Genomic DNA, 18,443 nt, shown 5'->3' with positions numbered 1-18,443 from the left:
TATTTATTGTGTTTTTCGCCACCGTATGCCACTATTAATCAATCACTAGTTTAATCATCTATCCTTTATGGTTATAAACGCTTTTTCCACAAAAAAAATGCAATCCGGCCTTGCCCAGGTTGCTGTCCTCACTGGTTTAGTTGTCACCGCTCTCGGTCTCTTCGCCGGGATACGCTATATCGGTCAACGCCGTGTTGTCGAAAATCAGGCCGCTCTTCAATACAGCTGCCGTGTTTCTGTTTATAATGCTAGCAATACAAATTGTTCAGGTTCTCCCTCTCAGACATATAGCTACACTTCCGGTCGGGACGCTAGTTCCCCCTGTCACCAAGATTCCACCTATCGCAATCGGTATACCGATATAATCTGTAAAATAAATCCCACCAATTCTTCTCGTGGTAGCTGCGGCCAAAGATGCACTTCTTGGTTTGGTTGTCGTTCAGGTCTTTCCTGCAAAAACGGTGTCTGTAGTGGTTCCGCTTGTGGCGATACTCCGCCCGCTGTCCCCACCACCCGGCCCACCTCCGCTCCCACCTATACTTGTTCCGGTAATGGCGCTTTCTGCACCAACTTCAATCCGGATTCCACTAATTATCAGACTCTTAATCTAACTTGTGCCAATAATCAAGTTTGCATAAGGCCTATTTCTCCCGCTGTTCCCACCACTAGACCCACCTCCACTCCGGCTCCCACCTATACTTGTTCCGGCAATGGCGCTTTCTGCTCAAACAACAATCCAAACCCCGGTCAGTATCAAACCCTAAATCTTACCTGTGCCTCAGGTCTGGTTTGTATCAGGCCTATTCCTACCGCTGTTCCCACCACTAGACCCACCTCCACTCCGGCTCCCACCTATACTTGTTCCGGCAATGGCGCTTTCTGCACCAACTACAATCCGGATCCCGGTCAGTACCAAACCGTTAATCTCACCTGCGCCGGAGGTCTAGTTTGTGTGAAGCCCATCTCCGAGGAAATGCAGTAACTTTTTTAGTTCATAAAGATCGGTTCTTATTCAGTTCTGGTTACCCACAATCGGACAGGGTCGTCAAAATACCTCTTCACATGAATACCAGCCCCTATATTTTCAAGTTTTACCCTTATTGCACCCTGAACATCATCTGAATCGACACCGCTAATTATTGGTTTTCCGTCACTTGCCCTCACGAGCTGAAAACCTTCGTTTCCTTTTTTCAAAGAGTATCTAGTTCCACCATCCCCATTCATATGTACTTGCCAACTTTCTGACGCACGCGAAAAGTCCACAATTCCCGCTGGTTTTGTTCCATCCATCAGCACCCCACAACACCCTTTCCTAATCTCAACCGATGCCACCCCTTCTCCCAACTCCACCCTAACTTGTCCAGTAGGGTCTTTATAGCAAGATAAAGCCCCCAAAGAAAACCTAGGCACGACCACCGACACTCCTTCTCTTCTGTCCTCTATTTCAACTTGTACCATGATATATATCGTATCACTAGATATCAAAAAAATCAAAAAAAAGTTGTTTCCAGCTTTGTCTTATCGTTCCACACTACCTTAACAAAATTGGACGGTGGAAAAGTAAATTCTTTCACCCAAAAAACCCGTCACAGCAATTATGTTTACACCCCATACATAGATTTTCTAATCTCATGTTGCTTCTAGGTTTTTACCAATTACTGATTACCAATTACAGGTTACAAAAGATCGCAGATTCTGTTTAGAGGAGATGCCCCGGAATGATCGGGGGTCCAAAGTGGAAATTAAAAAACGTCTACAAGCTTATTGGGTTTTCTCCTACACTTTCACCAGCTAATACCCAAAAAAGGCGGTGAAATGTCGATTGATGAGGGCATTACCCCTCGCTTATTCTCTGCCAAAGTCGAGATCGGCAGATCAGCATTCTAGTTTAATTGGCACTAACTAATCTCCCCTAGAATAGGGGACTAATTAATGGCTTGTTGTTTACGCAATAGCGTAAGCAACTGGAGCAGCAGAAACGAAACCGTTTCCGTTGCCCAAAAGGGTACCTTCGACCGAAGCCAAAGATTCTCTCAAAGCTTTGCCGATATTATTGGCATGTTGTTTTCGACCCTGTTTAACGGCTCAATGGATCAAAGCCGGCTTGCGGTTTTTTAAAGTACTCACCCTGTCAATGCAATACATCTCCAAGGGTTGTATTATATCAAAAATTACCCAACTTTGCCACTTTATCCGTCATTGCGATCCCGACTTCACGTCGGGAGTGGCAATCCTTACGGTAAGAAATATGAAATCACCCCACTCACTCCATTCAATCGCGACAACGAGCAATGCCCCTCCTTTCTTCAAAGGAGGGGATAGGGGTAGATTTAAAATCCGGCCACTGGCCCCAAAATTTAAATTTAATGCCATGTTTTTGATAAAATATTCTTAAACATGGTAACATCAGTCATCCTAAACCGTTACCCGAATCAATAAAAAGTGTTAGACTTCACTCAGAATTTTATACACATAATTTTGTTATTAATTTTCCTCTATGACAAAACTAAACTATCTTAACGACACTTATTTATTTGAATCAGAGGCAGTTTTCCTTGAGGTTAGTCAAAACGAAAAGGGCAAAGCCGTAATTTTGGACGAAACGATTTTCTATCCCCAAGGAGGCGGACAGCCTGCCGACAAGGGCGAAATAATCTCAGGAGTCAATATTTTTACAGTCAACGATGTTAGGTTAGACGAGACAGGCACAGTTTGGCATTTTGGCGAATTTAAAAATGGTGAGCTAAAACAGGGCGACAAAGTAGTTCTAAAAATTGACCAAGAAAGAAGAATATTAAATGCCCGGCTTCACTCCGCCGGACACTTGCTGGATTGTGCCGTTACAAAAATAGGGATAGAAAATCTAAAACCAACCAAGGGTTTTCATTTTCCTGATGGTCCGTATGTTGAGTATAGTGGAACAATTGAAAATCCTGCCGAAATAATTCCACTTTTGCAAAAAAATATTGACAACCTTCTTGAGCAAAATTTACCGGTAGAGAAAAAAGACTTAAGCCCCGCAGAAGCCCAGGCCAAAGGCGTTTGGGCACCCGCCGGCAAGTCTGCCAGAGTTGTAAATTTTGCCGGATTTCCAATTTGTGGCTGTGGTGGCACCCATGTAAAAACTGCTTCCGAAATCGGCAAAATCACCATCAGAAAAATAAAATCTAACCAAGGAACAACGAGGATTGCCTACTCGGTGACGTAAAATAAAATTGCCAATATTATTGTTATCGCAAAATTAAAACTTTTTAAAAAGCCACCGCCCAAATCGTTATTCGACTTCAGCTTACTCCACTTATTTTACATCTAACCAATAGAATCAGCTTGCGCGAGATACTGTGCAATATGTACCAAATCGTGTTTTTCGGCAATCCTGGGGAAGCCGTAGAAGGTCGAGTTGTTTCGATGATGTAAATACCGCAGATGGCAAAAGATATGGTGGAAATATAACGGGACGACCGCTATTGATTCGGTAATTTTTACCTCTTTATAGGTCATTGCGCTTAAGTCACGTCATTTCGAGGGAAGGAGTGACCGCGGCAATCTTAAAACCACTGGTCCCAAAATTACCCATAATTAACATTTAATGCCAATCTTTTGATAAAAAATCGTAAATTATGGTAGAATCAGCCATCCTGAAGCCTTTACCAATATAAAATTTTATGTCTTCACCAGAAAACTTATCTGACCAATTATCAGCCGCAAGACAAAGTTTAATCAAGCTGAATCGCAAATTTGCCCATCATATTCAAGTGGATCATCGGGGCAAGCCCGAATCAACTTGTCACGAATGTATCAATTTCCGAACGGCCCGTACTTTTAATTCAGCTAATGTTGACACGCTAGAAAGAAAAGTCAATAATAGAACTGGCCTCCCTTAGTTGTGATTTTTTACATCTTCGGCTTTGGCTCCGACCCTGTAGCGAACTTGAGATCGTCTGACTGCAGGACTCCCTCGGGTCAGCAACACAGTATGTCCGACTCATTTGGTTGCACTCGTTCGACTCTAATTTTTATCCGCCTATGGCGAAGTGGTCATGTTGTAAAATAAGAGAGATTATCATGTCCGCTTAACTACGAACATACCGAAACGTTAGCCAAAATTTTAAACTCAATAGTTCTATGGATCATCTAGCTATCATGAAAAAACAATGGGGTTTGACTCAAAAAATTCTCTCAGGCTTAAAGAAAATTGAATCACGTTGGTACATGGTTAAGTATTCACCTTGGGATAGAATTAAGCCCAATGAAACAGTCTATTTTAAAGACACGGGAGGGCTCGTTAGTTTAAAAGCTGAGGTTAAAAAAGTTCTTCAATTTTCTGGCCTCACCCCCAAACGTGTTGGGCAATTACTTTCCGAATATGGCTCCGATGATGGATTAGAAGCACAAGACATCCCCCGGTATTATCAAATGTTTAAAAATAAAAAGTATTGCCTTTTAATCTTTCTAAAGAATCCTCAAGCCATTAAGCCTTTTGACATAGACAAAACTGTTTTTGGTGCCATGTCTGCTTGGCTGACTTTTCCAGACATAAAAAAGATTAAAAAGAATTCGTGAGCTTAAAGCTCTTCCTTTCGCTCGCCCTCGTTGCACCCCTGCCTGCCCATTTACCCGCCACCGCGGGCAGGCAAGTCGCCTCGCCCGGATTGCTCACACGCTGATGATAGAATAATTTAGCGTGTGGCAACCTCTAGTGCATAGCCGCCCCAATTTATGGAACACCGCTCATTTTTTGATTACAATGACAAATGATAACTCCGGGCCATATTGCGGCATCTTATTTAATTTCCGGATTTCCAATTAGGCCCAAGGAGAAGTTACGATCTATCGAGACATTATTTATCGTTTTTAGCGGAAATAGCTTTGATTTAGATTTTTTTCTTCCCCCCTTATTCGGTTATCCGGGCGGCTTGCACCATTATCTTCCTACTCATACGCCCATTTTCGGAATTGTCTTGTTCTCCATTTTGTATTTTTTGTTCCGCAAAAAGTTCTCGACAAAAACCTTTATTTTAGCCGGCGTTGCAATGGCAAGCCATCTCGTTCTGGACGATTTTAATCACTTACTGGGATGGCTTAATCTGGATAGCGGGATTACATCAACTCCCCAAATACTTTGGGAATACCCATTCAACCTTGGTCGGAAAAAAACCCTTCATGAAGCATTGGAGTTCTACAAAAATAACCCAACTTCAAACGCGGAAATTTTATCGATTTACACAAAATCAAAACTATTTGTTGCCGAAATCATTACTGTAGTTGTTGCCTTATTGGTATTTACGAAAGATAGGATTAGTTATACCGGCAAAACAAAAGAAAAAAAATGATCGGCACCTCGGCCAACACAATAAACCCAATTCGCTCGTTGCCCCACTCCACCCATATTCGGTTATTTATAGTAAAATATAGCCAAGTTGCTACCTTAAACGACATTTTTAAGGGAAACGATTAATATAATTAAACTTAGACCGTAATAAAACCTATGTTACCTAAAGAATCAGACCATAAAACAACTGATCAGCCCCAAAACCCTCTCCTTGGTTTTATCCATGAGAAGGGCCCTGCTGGCTCGGCGCGCGAACTTGTCTTTTACGCAATAAGCCACGTCGGCCCCTGGGATTTACCAGCAGACCCCGAAGAACTAAAAAGAGTATTAATCGAAGCTGTTGATCAAGCAGCTTCCCTTTCTGGCCAACCTAAACAAATCCCTTGATATTCCGATAATAACTGTGAATCGGATGGCGAAAAAGCCAAAATTATTGCCATCCAGCGGTCGCGTTATGTTTATGACCCTATTCAGCCGGCCGGAGACGTTCAATGTTTTGTCTCTATCAGTTCTCTTCTCATTTTATCCAGTCCATAATATATCGCCACACTAAACCCCAAGCCTATTACCGCGCTGAATTGCTCAAAATACAGGTTAAAAATCGATGACAAAAAAATATTCACCAAAAGCCCATACCTGAAAAAATTAATCCCCCTTCGTCGCTTTTTCCGGGAGACCATATAAATTCCAATTCCAAACACAACCGCAATTATCAAATCAGTAATCGACTTAAATGTAAACATACTTATATCCCTGTCGTTTCTAAATGTCCCCCAAAGAAATACTGCATCTCCCGCTCCGGCCACCACATATCCGACCGCTATCAAAAAAAGAATATTAATCACAATCTTTCTCCTAAAAATTTTATGATACGTGATTTTTCTGACCTGCCTCCACCATTTAGCTTCCCAGCTTATACCCATCTCTTTGTTTTCGCTGACTCCGTCCCTCGTTTCTCTTTTTTCCAGGTATTTATAAATCAAAAACAAGATTACAAAAAAAGCATAAATTACGACTATCGCCGGTTGAAAAAAATAATTGTTGTCCCTCGATAAATATTTCCCTACCTCATCAATAAACCATCCCATCCCCAACCCAAATACCCCCGCTGCTATTTTTTTTGTTCTTGTTCCGTAAAATACCAGATCAATCATCATTCCGGCAGTCATCACCAACCCTCCGATTAGGGCGTGTGCCACATGCCAGTCGCCCTTTCCTATTTGCGGGTACCCCATTATTTCCAGGTACAATCTTGTCCCCAAAAGTCCCACCATCGCCCAAATCATCACCGTCAGCACCAGTTCCGACGCATTCTTTCTTTTAATCATTTCCTTCCCCACAGCTCTTATTTTATCTGATTTAATTGATAATTCGTAATTGGTAATTATATTATTACTTATGTTATATTCTTTTGAATTTTTCCCTTGCCCTGTCAAGGGAAAGGGAAGGGTAAGGGTTTAAACCCATGTCCATTCTTCTTGATTTTCTTTTCCCCCGCCGCTGTTATGGCTGTGGCCACCCCGGCCAATACCTTTGCTCCGCCTGTCAATCCCAACTATTCCCCCAGCCCATAAATTTAATCGACACCTCTCTTTTCGAGGGAAACCTATCCCTCTTCAAATACAATGGTCTCATTACAAATCTCATTCATGATTATAAATATAATTTCGTCTCCGACCTGGCGGGGCAGTTGTCCGGCCTGATCAGTTCCACCCTAAAATCTTCTTACCCAAATCTTCTAAAATACTGGCAGAACAACTTATTTACTCTAATCCCTATCCCTCTCCATCCGTTCCGCCAAAAATGGCGCGGATACAACCAATCAGACTTAATTTGTCAGCACCTCTCCCGTCAAATTAAGCTCAATTATTCAAACAATTTGCTTTCTCGTTCCGTAAATACCTCCCCTCAGGTAAAAAACGAAAAACCATCAGATCGACAGGCCAATCTATCCAATGTATTTAATATAAATGAAACAAATACTAACCCAGGTGAAAACTTCATTCTCGTCGACGATGTTGCCACCACGTTTTCCACCCTCAGGTCAGCCCGCCACGCCTTTACTTGTCAAATAAATTCTTGTCACTTAGTCAAAAAGTTTTGGACCCTAACTATTGCCGGTTAGAACTTTGTCTCTGAATATTTCCTGATATAAATCTTTGGTTTTTTATCTCTTCCTGGCTTTTCAGTCCGCCGTCATCTTCCAGTGCCGGCATAATTATTCCCTTCTCCTCAATTGGCGACACATTGTCGATTGGGGTCAAAGAGCTCAAATAAAAGTTATCTACATTCAGACCGTGTGGTTCAAGCGAGTTTTTTAGCTCCTGCCTTACTTCTTCTTCGATTAAGCTCCGGTCCACCGACAGGGCGTTTGCTAGGGTATGGCTAGTCAGTACCTTTCGAATCCGGCTTCGGGTCACCGGCCTTACCACCTTAGAAACAAAATTTTCTCCAATATTTTGCCAAATTTCGGGCATTCTGCTGGTATCAAGTTTTATCAAAACCGTGGCTTCTACCGCCACAAATTTGTTGTCCGTCGTCACCGCATTAATTATTTCATCGCCCATTATTTCCTTATTATCAATCAAAACCACATCCTTCGAAATTGTATATTCAATTAGCTGTGCATTAAACAGCTTCACCCGGTGAATTATCGGGATCTTAAAATGCATCCCCGGGTGCCACACGTTTTTCATTACTCCGGTAAAAATACTGTAGATACATCCTACGTGTCCCGGTGGGACAGTTACCAAAAACCCGCCGACTACTTCGTCAACAAAAAGCGATACCAGTAAATTATCAATAGATGCCATAGCCGATTATACACTAAAAACTTCAGCCAGTTTTAACAGGTCTGCCTCTGGATTGGCAGATTTTACAATAAAAGACGAGATTAAAATTCCCTTTGCTCCCAATGATAAGGATATTCTTACATCCTCAACACTATGAATTCCGGCCCCCACCAACACCGGAATCCCCCTGTATCTATCAACTATTTTTTCAATTACTTCAGGTTTTTCTGTGGCCACCGATCGCTCCTGGCAAGCGATAAGATAAGAGGGTTCATAGGCAATAAAATCCGGCTTTATGTTTTTAGCCCATCTTTCCGTCTGTCCTTGTGTTTGGATACATACCACCGATTTAAACTTCTCCGGCCAAACTGCCAACATCTTTTTTATTGTCCCCGGCTTCACCTTATGTTCCGAGTGGTTCACAAGAGATCCGCTGATACCGGCCAATACCGCCTGCTCGGTTGACACAAAGCCGCTTTTGGTCCCTTCAACCATCCCGTCAGTGTGCTGAACCATTACCTCCATTCCCACTTCTTTAATAATCCGGTAGGCGTCAATAGCCGATACTACCGGGATAATTTGCACACCTGTTTTCTCCGCCACTATCTTACAGGCCGCTGCCAACCGAGTTGCCCCTTCGCCAAATGTCTCCCGATAAATTTTAAAATTTACCAAAATCATTTTTTATTCCGTCAATTTGTACCGCGATTTCAACTGATTAATCCCGCTTCGAAGAGTTATCATAGCGTTCTTTATATCTTTGGTTGTTATTATTTGATTTACCGCGTCGCCAAAATACTTAATCATTTCCTCGTTTAAACCGGCGTCAAATGTTCTACTGGCCAAATACCAGCCCGAAGCATTATCCGCCACCGATATAAATGGTCTGATTTTCTCGTTGCTGCTGATCATTTCTGCCATGCTCTTCCGCGGGTACAGCTCCCCAAACACCCTTATTTGCGAAGCCGCCGTATACATCTTTTCCAGTGATTCTTTTGATGCCAAAAATTCCATAAATTTCCAGGCCTCTTTTTGGTGTTTACTGCCCGCCGCCACTCCCTCCACCCAATAGCTCGCCCAGTGAATATTGGTCAAATCAGCATCAGAAAGGGGCTGATCAAGGGGGATATCAGCAATTGTCGGCAATTGCGGCACTGTCGTTACTTCATACTTAAAATCCTTATACATCGGTTCGGCAAAATTATAAACCCTCCACAACGGCCCAAAATAAAAGGCCACTTTTCCGGCCGTAAAAGCATCGGTTGAATTGGGCATAGACTGGTCCCACACTCCGCCATTTTTGGTGGCAAACAGGGTGTAATATTCCAACACACTCTGAATTTTTTGGTTATTTTCCTCATCATCCACCAGGGGATTCACCCCGTTTTGTTTCATCAAAAGCCCCACCACATCGCTCCAATGGTCGATATTATCTGTCAGTCCGATCGCCGCTCCGGCCACCTGCAGCTTCCCATTGCTGTCTCTTACGGTCATTTTTTCAGCCGCCGATTGCAGCTCCCACCATCCCTTCGGCACCGATACCGCCGCCGCATCCAGCATTGTTTTGTTATAAAACAGCGCCAGTCCGTCATACATCAGGGGAATGGCCAAATAGGCGCCCTTTTTTTTCAACTCTGTCTTATAAACATCAAAAAAATCGCTCTCCAATTGCAAATTTGTTGCTGTCGTTTGCGGTACCGGCTCCAATAAGTTTTGAAATGTCGGTACCCAGGTGCTATGGATTCTAAAAATATCCGGCGTATCTTCTTGGCCTTTTTGTAGCCGGCTCATCAAAATCGACCGGTAGTTTTCCTTATCCTTGCGGGTATATTTAATTTTTATCCCCGGATTTTGTGCCTCAAAATCGGCAATTACCGCGTCTATTACACTGCTTTCTTCCCATATTCCCCAGTAATTCAGCGTTACTTCTTTATTTCCGTCGGTTTTGCCGGAAAAAATTTTGGGCAGCATCATTATCACCAGTCCTAACACTGCCACCCCGATTGCAATAAATATAATTTTCTTGTTAAACGGTTTTTTTTGAATAATTTTACTGGATACCCGGGAGCTATTTCCCTCGCCGGTCACTGTTGGCCCCTGTGGGGGGAACAAGACAGATTCGCCACCGGTTGGTTCAGTCGGCGGTACTGCTGCCTCCGGGATTGGTGTTACTTCACCTTCGTCTCCGATCAAAACTTTTCTTGGGGGCAGCGGTGATTTTATCTCGTCTGGATTCACTATTTACATAATACCAAAAACAAAGACATTCTAGTCTCTCTTGTCTCCACCCTGGGCTGATCCGCCTTTGGCGGTAGGAGTAAAATTACGTGGCAATCTTTCATCTCACGTCATTGCGCCTATCCGCCTTTGGCGGAAGGAGCGAAGCGACGTGGCAATCCCTACCTGCCGGCAGGCAGGGGGAGATTTAAAATACCTCCTATCTCACTGCCACCGGTATTCACCGCCAAAATCCGCTTTCCGTTCACGAATTTGTTGCCCGGATTTCAAAACCGCCAAGCTATCACCCGGGGCCAAAACATGTTAAAATCCCCCTATGTCTCCGCTTTTTAGTTCACTCATCGCTGTCTTTTTTATCAGTCTGGTCTCTCTCTCCGGCCTTGTTTTTTTATTTTTCAGCCCGTCTCTTGTCAGCCGTCTATCCCCATACCTAGTCAGTTTCGCTGTCGGTAGTCTTTTGGGCGATGCCTTCATCCATATCCTTCCCGAATCTTTTTCCGGCCCCATTCCCTCCGCCACCATTTCCCTTCTCGTCATCGCCGGCCTACTTTTAAATTTCACCCTGGAAAAGTTTCTTCGTTGGCGTCACTGCCACAACCTTGATTGTCCGGAGGGTGAAGACAGCCATAGCCACATTGTTGCCCTAAATACTGTCGGCGACGCCGTTCACAACTTCATCGACGGCATGCTCATCGCCGCCGCTTTTATGGTCAGCCGTGAGTTGGGCCTAGCCACCACCCTGGCCGTCTTGATTCACGAAATACCCCAGGAAATAGGGGATTATGCTATTTTGGTCCATAGCCGTGTACCGGTCGCCAAAGCCCTTCTTCTAAATTTTTTATCCGCCCTTATAAGTTTTTTAGGAGTTTTTCTAACCTTCTTTCTTGGCACCAATATCGACAATTTTGCCGCTTATCTTTTGCCCGTCACTGCCGGTGCTTTTATCTATCTGGCCGCCTCCGATCTCATCCCCGAGCTTCATCGCCATAGTCCCAAAATTTCCGCCTCCCTCATCCAACTTTTTTCCATCATCGTCGGTGTCGGCCTCATGTTTCTCCTTCTTTTTGTAGAGTAATTCCCAGTTCCCAATTACAGGTTACTGATTGCCGATTACTGATTACAAGTGTCCTCCATCTTCTCATAGAATAACCCCATTCTGCCTGTTAAAATTAACTGTCTTAATTACCAGTTACCAATTACAGGTTACCAATTACCAACATGCATATTTCCGTCTATACCGATGGTGGCGCCAGGGGCAATCCCGGTCCCTCCGGCTACGGCCTGGTGATTTTAGATGAAAATAATAATCTCATTTTCCAGGACTCAAAATTTTTGGGTATCAAAACCAACAATGAGGCCGAATATTCCGCCCTTATCGGTGCCCTCTCCTGGATCAAGGCCAATCGCGATGCCTACAATATCCAAAAAATTTCTTTTTGCTCCGATTCTCAGCTTTTAGTCCGCCAGGTTCAGGGGCAGTACAAGGTAAAAGCCCAAAATCTCAAAGACTTCTATCGTACCGTCATCAATCTGCTTCAGGATATTGCTCTGCCTTATTCATTTCAGGACATTCGCCGCGAGCTTAATCAAAAAGCCGACGAATTGGCCAATCAGGCCATGGACCGCCAATGCTAAAAATTAAAATAAATTATCAGATATTATCCATCCTTGGTCTCATCCTTGTTTTTTGTACCCTCCTGCTTTCCCCGATTATCATCAATTACGGTAAAACTGCGGAAAATACCTTTCTTTTAGACAAAGATTATTCCGGCCTCAGCCGTGAAGAAATCACCACCCGGCTCGATACCGATTTTGAATTCGGCCGGCCGCTGACTCTTTTGGCCGCCGACAAAAAATTTACCCTCAATCCCGCCTCTATCTCCGCTTCTCTCAACAAAGACAAGCTTATCAGCACCATGTTATACCGCCGTCTCAACGAAGGCATTCCCCAATATATCCGGTATTTTTTTGCCCCCAAGCATTTTACTTTAGAAATTAGCTACGACCAGGACGGTCTGGACAAATATCTTGCCGACCTTTCAAGTCAAATTGACAAGCCTTTCGTTCCCAGCGAGTTGCAGTATGACCAGGGAAAAATTACGGTAAAAGAAGGCCAAATCGGTCAAAGAGTTGATCAGCCGGTTCTTAAACAGTTAATTAGTAGCTCCCTCGCTGTCTATCAATTTTCCGGCCTGAATATTCCGGTTTCTACCGTCGGGGAACTTCCGGCCGCAGACCAAATCACCGCCACTCTCGATTTCGCCAAAAAGTTAATTGGAAAAAGTCTTCTTTTGACAAGTGAAGTCTCCAATATAGCTTTGGCCGATTCTGTTTTAATCCCCTGGCTTGATTTCGACCACCAGTTCAACCGTTACAAAATCTCCGATTATGTCGGTAGTCTTTCTGCCAGTATCAAGCGAGACCCAGTCGATGCCATCTTTAAGTTTGAAAACAATACCGTTACCGAATTCCGCCCGGCCCTAAATGGCTTGACTCTCGATCAGCCCGCCCTGGCCGCCACTATTTTAGCCTCATTATCGGAGTTAACAGACTCAGCCGAAAAAGTAATTACCAAATCCATCCCCGTTATTGCCTCCGCCCCCAATATCAAAACTGAATCTGTCAACAATTTGGGTATCAAAGAGCTACTCGGCCGGGGTACCTCCACCTTCAAAAGTTCAAGCACTATCCGTAATTTCAATATTGAAAAAGGGGCTTCAATTGTCAATCGCGTTCTGGTTGCTCCCGGTGATACTTTTTCCTTTATCAAAGCTTTGGGTGAAGTTACTCTTGAAGCTGGTTACAAAAAAGCCTATATCATCCGGGCCGGCAAGACCGAGCTCGATGTCGGCGGCGGTATCTGCCAGGTTTCCACCACTTTTTTCCGGGCTATGTTAAATGCCGGTGTCGACATTACCGAGCGCCGCAATCACGCCTATCGGGTTGGCTACTACGAAGAAGACATGCCCCCGGGCTACGATGCTACCGTTTTCATCCCTAGTCCCGACCTCAAATTTGTCAACGATACTGGCCATTATGTCCTCATTCAAAATATATACGACGGCAAAAACAAAACGTTAACCTACGAAATTTACGGTACCTCTGATGGTAGAAAGACCGAAATCACCAACTACCGCAAGTGGGGCAGCCAACCCCCGCCTCCCGATATCTATATCGACGATCCCACCCTACCGGCCGGCAAAGTTATCCAGGACGAGCATCGTATTGCCGGTCTAAAAACCGCCTTCGATTGGAAAGTCACCCGAAATGACCAGATCATCCACGAAAAAACCTTTACCAGCAATTTTGTTCCCTGGGCCGCCGTCTTCCGCCGCGGCCCGCCGTTGCCCTAGCGTAGGAGGGTCAAAGAAGGGGCAGGGGGAGATTTAAAATCCTGTCATTGCACTTGTCCGTCTTTGGCGGAAGGAGTGGAACGACGTGGCAATCTTTTTTCCCCGTCATTGCGATCCGCCAACTGGCGGAGTGGCAATCTTTGGGGCAAGAAATACGAGATCTTCACATTCACTCTATCCATTCACGATGATGAGTAGTGCCCCTCCTTTCATCAAAGGAGGGGATAGGGGTAGATTTTGCTCCCCTGCCTGCCCGTTTACCCGCCGAGGCGGGCCAGTGGCGGAAGGAGTTCCGAATTATCGGTACGACGCGGCAATCTTACTTTTTTTCCCTCAATTCTCTCTTTACTCTTTCACCCAGAAACCTTCACCTTAGCGTCCGTGCGTTATATCATTTCCTTTGGCAGGTACCGGTTCTGCGCCGGTATCTTCTGAAAGTTGAAGCCCCAAAGCTTCTGCCAAAAATGGTTTCGTCAACTGCAACTTGAAACCTTCATGGATGGGGAAACCTCTTGCGCCTACTTCTTCATGACCATCAGCATATCGATCCAAAATACCTACAACGACATCAACACCCGGAATCCTAGTAGGACAAGTGTATTCTGTTGCCGCTGCGTGTTGGCCTCCATAGGGGATTTCAACCTTGGTTGATGTTGCGCCTCTGGCCTCCAAAAGTTCTTTAAGATATCGGTTCTCGTGCTTAACCGGGAACTGTTCTGCGTCCGGAGCCTCAACCGGAATAGCTCCTAATGCCTTAAGCATTGCCGGTAATTCAGAAATTGGAAACCTAGCATTCCCCAAAGAACCTTGCGGGTAACCTTCCACCAACATGGCCACGTCTAGGGTGGTATGAACCCCCTCGGAGGCCATTGCCCGGTCCAATATTTCCGCATCCGAAGCGTTCCCTCCTACCAATCTTTCTTGATCATACTGTCTTTTTAACTGTGCGAATATTTGGGGTAATTCTCTGGCAATACTTCTTCGGTATGGTTCTTGATTAAGTGCCCCATACTGCCTTCTGGTTCCTTCAACCAGGGCGTCCTCCAGTACCTTAAACGGGTGGCGTGCCGATCTCTCGGCTTCTGCCGCATCCTGTTCTTCCTTCCAAACGCGGGATAGATCACGAGACATATCCGCAAAAATAGCTAACCTATTTCCAATCTCGGGAGGCATCTTGCCCGCCTCAACAGCCGCTCTATAGTATCTTTCTGCAAACTCCATAGGTGGTCCAAAAGGTGTCCCCGGAACGGGTATACCAAAATCAGGTGTTACCTCTACAGGAGCCACTTTTTCCACCATTACTGGTCCCGGTGCCGCCGCTGATAATGCCGTCTCAACTTCTGGCGCTGCTGTAACTGGAGTTGTCGGTTCTGCCGATTTCCCTGGCGCTGGTTGTGACTTAAATCTGTCCAAAATACGCATATTATAATTAAAATTAATTAATAATTAATCCCAGTCTATCACAATCCCGTCCCTACTGTCTCTTCAAAACCTCTCCGCTACATTATAGTCATACACATATATCTTATCTTTCTCGTATTCCAGCACTTTTTGTGGCTCCCCGAACTGTTTCAAAACCGCCTTTTCATCACATTCGATAAAAGTATCTCTATCGTTTCCATACGAACCTATGAGTATAAATGAGGGTCCAAAATAATAATCAGTCTTATACCAACTGTCCGAAACCACCCATGTTTGTGCGCCGATTCTACTAGCTTCGCATCCCACCTGCCTAACCCTTACCTCTTCTTTGGCCAAAAATGTTGAAATTCCCGAGCTCCAAAATCCGGCGTACCCGTATTTCAAATCATTTTTCTTCAAAAAACTTACCAGTTCCAGATTATAAAAATTGTCCCTCCAAAAATCATTTCTTCGGTTTTCAATCAAAATTGTTCTGGCTTTAAAAGCGCATATTAAAAAAATTCCCAGCACCAATACCCAAAACAGCCTTTTAAAGTTTCTGATTGACTGGAGCCAATACAAAAGCCCAAAGGGCAACCAAAAACAAATAATTACCAAATATCGTCCCGCTTCCCGACTCCCATATCTGGTCGATAGCAGTGACACCGCTATAGTTATTAGCGAAGATGTCAATGGTAGCATCATCTCCACTTGGCTCTTTTTTGTTCCGTCAACAAACAATTTTACTAACCCAACCACCGCTAATATTGCCAGTCCTCCGCCCATCACCGCCGTCAATGCCATACTGGTATAAAACTTTTGTTCAAAAAAGTTTGCCCCCGTCAGATCAATCAAGCCCTGAAGCATCAAAGAAATTGTCGTCCCCACCGAGTTCCAATCCCGAAATGCCGCTATCTCCTCATATATCAAAAAATACGGCGTTCGGTTAATTATCCGATCTCTCAAAAAGTAGGTCAAAACTGTCCCCGCCGCCAGAAGCCCAAACCCTCTACTAACGCTCAAATCCTTTTTCTTAATAGATGCCCCAATTATTTCACATACCGCCAAAGGTATTACAAATACAAAGGTAAAATAGGCATCATTTAAAAGCATTATTATCAAAATCGGCAGGCTCCACAATTTAGATTTTCTGAAAACCATCAAAAACAAAAGCATTAGAGCAATTTCGGCATTTCTCAAAAACGGGTGAACCGTAAACCCGAAAAACGCTGCCGACATTGTCGCCATATAAAACAGTCCCGCCGCCACTGCCGCCCCGGTCATTTTTTTACTTACAAATCGGCCTGCATAATCCGCAAAATACCACCCAAACCCGGCAATCATCACCGCCCCGTTTGCCATTTGTAAAAGCCACATATATTTTCTCCCGTATTCCACAAAGGCAGACACCAGCCACACGATAGGGTATTTAATCAAAAATGTATCCGGCGACAAATAAACCTTGCTCCTAAACAGTTCTTTCACTACCAGTATCATCGACATAAAATCACTGTTCCAAGGCGATCTGATCGCCACCATTCCGTAAATCGCCATCCAAGCCGCAAGTGGGGGAATTATCCAAAATATCAATTTATGTTTCACTTTCTTTCGAAATTACAATTTCTTTTGCCTCTTCGTCCAACCTCTCTCTTAATTTTTCCATTGTTTTTTCCGCCTCTACTGCCGTCCCGTTCCACCCCGCCCAGTTTGCGAAATTACGCTCCCTCTCGCCCTTTAGTCTATCAGCCTTTGCTCTCAGGCCATAGTAAACCCACCGTCTCTCCGGCGCGCCTCTCAATTTTTCATCTGTTTCGTCCAGTAGCCACGGCCAAATCTCATGTGCGTCATACGACAATTCCGAAACATATATATAGTCAATCCCATATCCCAAATTCGGCAGTCTGTTTTTCACCACCATTCGGTCAATGTTGGCTATATTGGCCAGAAGCACTGTCGCCACCGTTACCCCAATTATCGCCCTAAAAAATCTATTATCCGATTTTCTTTTCACCATTTTCCACCCCACCAAAAGTAACGCTGCTCCCATCCATCCCGACATCAAAAATCCCATCAGCCTAACTCTGGTAAACCCGTGTACTGCCTGATAAAGATAGTTTCTGTTTGTAGCTGCTATCACTATCAAAAGCGTTTCTGCCACCAGTGCAAGCCCAATTTTTTTTGCCGCTCCCTTTTTCATCTTATCTAGCCACAACACCAATCCTATCGCCAGTCCCGCCGCCAAAAGCATTTCTGCATAGCCCTTTCTGGTATATTCCGAATACATTATCCCCATTTCCCTTAGTTCATCGCTACTTATTCCAAAGTATCTTATTTGTATCGCTGAAAACACCAAAAACAATCCCGCCACTACCCCGGCGGCAATTGTTATCTCTTCCGCGCCCTTAATCCTTTTGCCGTTTTCACTCCTTTTGGCTAGTCGAAAATTAGCCAGCGTCAAGCTCATCCCCAAAACCATTACTGTCGACACTACATCGCCAATTAATTTTTCCGAAATATTTATCTGCGGCAGTCTAATACTGTTTATCAGTTTGGCAAAAATCGGATCAGCGCTATAAAACAATCCTCCAAACACTAGCACCATCGGTACCGCCAAGATTGCCCCCGCCAGTATTTTATTCCATCTCTCTCCCTTGGTTTTGGAAAATACTTTAATTGTCAAAAATTTCGTCCCCAACCCAAAAAGTTCCCGAAAAAAATCCGGAATAGTTTTGAGGGCACTGCCCACTATTCTCTGAAGATCAATTATCGCCTTTGGCTGTTTCCCTAAAGCCGACAAATACCCGCCCAACGTCACCAAAGTCACCACGCTGATAGCTTTTATCCCCTCAAAATTTCTCCACGTCTGAAACCAGGCTATTGCCACTCCCATCAGCCACAAAGCTATCAAATATTTATCCTTTCTTATTTCTCCCTTTTTAACCAAGAGCCATATAAAAAATATCGTACCAAGGGCACTAAATCCCAAATTAAATCCGCCCCCGCCCTTCACCCAAAACCAATAAAGTAAAGTAATTATTATTGCCACCATATTATCGATTATCCCGATTATACCATTGTCCTATAAACCGCATATTTACCGAAATCTATGCTAAATTTTTTCTCAACAAACTGTCATTGGGATCCACGCGTCATTGCGAGCGTAGCGTGGCAATCATTACGGTAATAAATACAAAACCACCTCACACCCTATTCATTCGCGATAATCAGCAGTGCTCTCCCTTTCCATCGCCCTTCCGTAGCCATGGCGTAGGAGGGTTAAAGGAGGGGATAGGCCTGCCTGCCGGTTTACCCGCCTCAGGCGGGTCA

Annotated in this window: 18 protein-coding genes; 9 read left to right on the top strand and 9 right to left on the bottom strand. The window is 44.2% G+C overall.

The window, feature by feature from the left end; all coding sequences use genetic code 11:
• The first annotated feature begins 67 nt into the window (after positions 1-67).
• Positions 68-982: a hypothetical protein gene (locus WC841_05480; GenBank protein MFA5828776.1), complete on the top strand. Its 915-nt coding sequence runs from the start codon at positions 68-70 to the stop codon at positions 980-982.
• A 26-nt stretch (positions 983-1,008) separates the two neighbouring features.
• Here WC841_05480 and WC841_05475 read toward each other — a convergent pair whose 3' ends face one another.
• Complete coding sequence (locus WC841_05475; GenBank protein MFA5828775.1) at positions 1,009-1,458, bottom strand: hypothetical protein; 450 nt, start codon at positions 1,456-1,458, stop codon at positions 1,009-1,011.
• A 738-nt stretch (positions 1,459-2,196) separates the two neighbouring features.
• Positions 2,197-2,373: a hypothetical protein gene (locus WC841_05470; protein MFA5828774.1), complete on the bottom strand. Its 177-nt coding sequence runs from the start codon at positions 2,371-2,373 to the stop codon at positions 2,197-2,199.
• A gap of 124 nt (positions 2,374-2,497) precedes the next feature.
• Here WC841_05470 and WC841_05465 point away from each other — a divergent pair, with 124 nt between their 5' ends.
• From WC841_05465 to WC841_05450, 4 genes are all read left to right on the top strand, one after another.
• The gene (locus WC841_05465) at positions 2,498-3,208 is read left to right on the top strand and encodes an alanine--tRNA ligase-related protein (protein MFA5828773.1); all 711 of its coding nucleotides are present in this window, start codon (positions 2,498-2,500) and stop codon (positions 3,206-3,208) included.
• 917 nt (positions 3,209-4,125) lie between these two features.
• Positions 4,126-4,563 carry an ASCH domain-containing protein gene (locus tag WC841_05460; GenBank protein ID MFA5828772.1) on the top strand — a complete coding sequence of 146 codons (438 nt, stop codon included), beginning with the start codon at positions 4,126-4,128 and terminating at the stop codon, positions 4,561-4,563.
• Between the two features lie 191 nt (positions 4,564-4,754).
• Positions 4,755-5,333, top strand: a complete 579-nt coding sequence (locus WC841_05455) for a hypothetical protein (protein MFA5828771.1) — start codon at positions 4,755-4,757, stop codon at positions 5,331-5,333.
• Between the two features lie 155 nt (positions 5,334-5,488).
• Entirely contained in the window at positions 5,489-5,719 is a 231-nt protein-coding gene (locus tag WC841_05450) for a hypothetical protein (protein MFA5828770.1), read from the top strand.
• Positions 5,720-5,820: 101 nt separating this feature from the next.
• On the opposite strand, the gene WC841_05445 is transcribed toward WC841_05450, so the two are convergent.
• Positions 5,821-6,672, bottom strand: coding sequence for a hypothetical protein (locus WC841_05445; protein ID MFA5828769.1), 852 nt, complete (start codon positions 6,670-6,672; stop codon positions 5,821-5,823).
• A 125-nt stretch (positions 6,673-6,797) separates the two neighbouring features.
• On the opposite strand from WC841_05445, the gene WC841_05440 reads away from it, so the two are divergent.
• The gene (locus tag WC841_05440; GenBank protein MFA5828768.1) at positions 6,798-7,457 is read left to right on the top strand and encodes a double zinc ribbon domain-containing protein; all 660 of its coding nucleotides are present in this window, start codon (positions 6,798-6,800) and stop codon (positions 7,455-7,457) included.
• On the opposite strand, the gene WC841_05435 is transcribed toward WC841_05440, so the two are convergent.
• From WC841_05435 to WC841_05425, 3 genes are read right to left on the bottom strand one after another with little or no spacing between them, the layout of a single operon-like run.
• Positions 7,444-8,145 (bottom strand): SPFH domain-containing protein, encoded by a 702-nt coding sequence (locus WC841_05435; protein ID MFA5828767.1) that lies wholly within the window; start codon positions 8,143-8,145, stop codon positions 7,444-7,446. The genes WC841_05440 and WC841_05435 overlap by 14 nt on opposite strands.
• A 6-nt stretch (positions 8,146-8,151) precedes the next feature.
• Positions 8,152-8,805, bottom strand: a complete 654-nt coding sequence (locus tag WC841_05430; protein ID MFA5828766.1) for a triose-phosphate isomerase — start codon at positions 8,803-8,805, stop codon at positions 8,152-8,154.
• A 3-nt stretch (positions 8,806-8,808) separates the two neighbouring features.
• Complete coding sequence (locus WC841_05425) at positions 8,809-10,362, bottom strand: extracellular solute-binding protein (protein MFA5828765.1); 1,554 nt, start codon at positions 10,360-10,362, stop codon at positions 8,809-8,811.
• Between the two features lie 316 nt (positions 10,363-10,678).
• Here WC841_05425 and WC841_05420 point away from each other — a divergent pair, with 316 nt between their 5' ends.
• From WC841_05420 to WC841_05410, 3 genes are all read left to right on the top strand, one after another.
• A complete protein-coding gene (locus WC841_05420; protein ID MFA5828764.1) occupies positions 10,679-11,437 on the top strand; it encodes a ZIP family metal transporter in 759 nt (252 codons plus the stop codon).
• 143 nt (positions 11,438-11,580) lie between these two features.
• Positions 11,581-11,997, top strand: coding sequence for a ribonuclease HI family protein (locus WC841_05415; protein ID MFA5828763.1), 417 nt, complete (start codon positions 11,581-11,583; stop codon positions 11,995-11,997).
• Positions 11,991-13,715 (top strand): VanW family protein, encoded by a 1,725-nt coding sequence (locus WC841_05410; GenBank protein MFA5828762.1) that lies wholly within the window; start codon positions 11,991-11,993, stop codon positions 13,713-13,715. The genes WC841_05415 and WC841_05410 overlap by 7 nt, the downstream gene beginning before the upstream one ends.
• A 372-nt stretch (positions 13,716-14,087) precedes the next feature.
• On the opposite strand, the gene WC841_05405 is transcribed toward WC841_05410, so the two are convergent.
• The 3 genes from WC841_05405 to WC841_05395 all read right to left on the bottom strand — a co-directional run bounded on the left by WC841_05405 (position 14,088) and on the right by WC841_05395 (position 18,165).
• On the bottom strand, positions 14,088-15,137 hold the full coding sequence (locus WC841_05405) for a hypothetical protein (GenBank protein MFA5828761.1): 1,050 nt from the start codon (positions 15,135-15,137) through the stop codon (positions 14,088-14,090).
• A gap of 63 nt (positions 15,138-15,200) precedes the next feature.
• Entirely contained in the window at positions 15,201-16,718 is a 1,518-nt protein-coding gene (locus tag WC841_05400; GenBank protein ID MFA5828760.1) for a hypothetical protein, read from the bottom strand.
• A complete protein-coding gene (locus WC841_05395) occupies positions 16,708-18,165 on the bottom strand; it encodes a DUF4173 domain-containing protein (protein MFA5828759.1) in 1,458 nt (485 codons plus the stop codon). The genes WC841_05400 and WC841_05395 overlap by 11 nt, the downstream gene beginning before the upstream one ends.
• Between the last annotated feature and the right edge of the window lie 278 nt (positions 18,166-18,443).

It is taken from the genome of Candidatus Shapirobacteria bacterium (genome assembly GCA_041659325.1).
Taxonomy (GTDB): Bacteria; Patescibacteriota; Microgenomatia; order UBA12405; family UBA12405; genus JBAZYN01.
The sequence above is the reverse complement of the archived record's forward strand: the minus strand, read 5'-3'. Positions and strand labels throughout refer to the sequence as shown.

Coding starts and splice junctions, on each gene's coding strand:
- WC841_05480 (MFA5828776.1), top strand. CDS start 68: ATGGTTATAAACGCTTTTTCCACAAAAAAAATGCAATCCGGCCTTGCC.
- WC841_05475 (MFA5828775.1), bottom strand. CDS start 1,458: ATGGTACAAGTTGAAATAGAGGACAGAAGAGAAGGAGTGTCGGTGGTC.
- WC841_05470 (MFA5828774.1), bottom strand. CDS start 2,373: ATGGCATTAAATTTAAATTTTGGGGCCAGTGGCCGGATTTTAAATCTA.
- WC841_05465 (MFA5828773.1), top strand. CDS start 2,498: ATGACAAAACTAAACTATCTTAACGACACTTATTTATTTGAATCAGAG.
- WC841_05460 (MFA5828772.1), top strand. CDS start 4,126: ATGGATCATCTAGCTATCATGAAAAAACAATGGGGTTTGACTCAAAAA.
- WC841_05455 (MFA5828771.1), top strand. CDS start 4,755: ATGATAACTCCGGGCCATATTGCGGCATCTTATTTAATTTCCGGATTT.
- WC841_05450 (MFA5828770.1), top strand. CDS start 5,489: ATGTTACCTAAAGAATCAGACCATAAAACAACTGATCAGCCCCAAAAC.
- WC841_05440 (MFA5828768.1), top strand. CDS start 6,798: ATGTCCATTCTTCTTGATTTTCTTTTCCCCCGCCGCTGTTATGGCTGT.
- WC841_05435 (MFA5828767.1), bottom strand. CDS start 8,145: ATGGCATCTATTGATAATTTACTGGTATCGCTTTTTGTTGACGAAGTA.
- WC841_05430 (MFA5828766.1), bottom strand. CDS start 8,805: ATGATTTTGGTAAATTTTAAAATTTATCGGGAGACATTTGGCGAAGGG.
- WC841_05420 (MFA5828764.1), top strand. CDS start 10,679: ATGTCTCCGCTTTTTAGTTCACTCATCGCTGTCTTTTTTATCAGTCTG.
- WC841_05415 (MFA5828763.1), top strand. CDS start 11,581: ATGCATATTTCCGTCTATACCGATGGTGGCGCCAGGGGCAATCCCGGT.
- WC841_05410 (MFA5828762.1), top strand. CDS start 11,991: ATGCTAAAAATTAAAATAAATTATCAGATATTATCCATCCTTGGTCTC.
- WC841_05405 (MFA5828761.1), bottom strand. CDS start 15,137: ATGCGTATTTTGGACAGATTTAAGTCACAACCAGCGCCAGGGAAATCG.
- WC841_05395 (MFA5828759.1), bottom strand. CDS start 18,165: ATGGTGGCAATAATAATTACTTTACTTTATTGGTTTTGGGTGAAGGGC.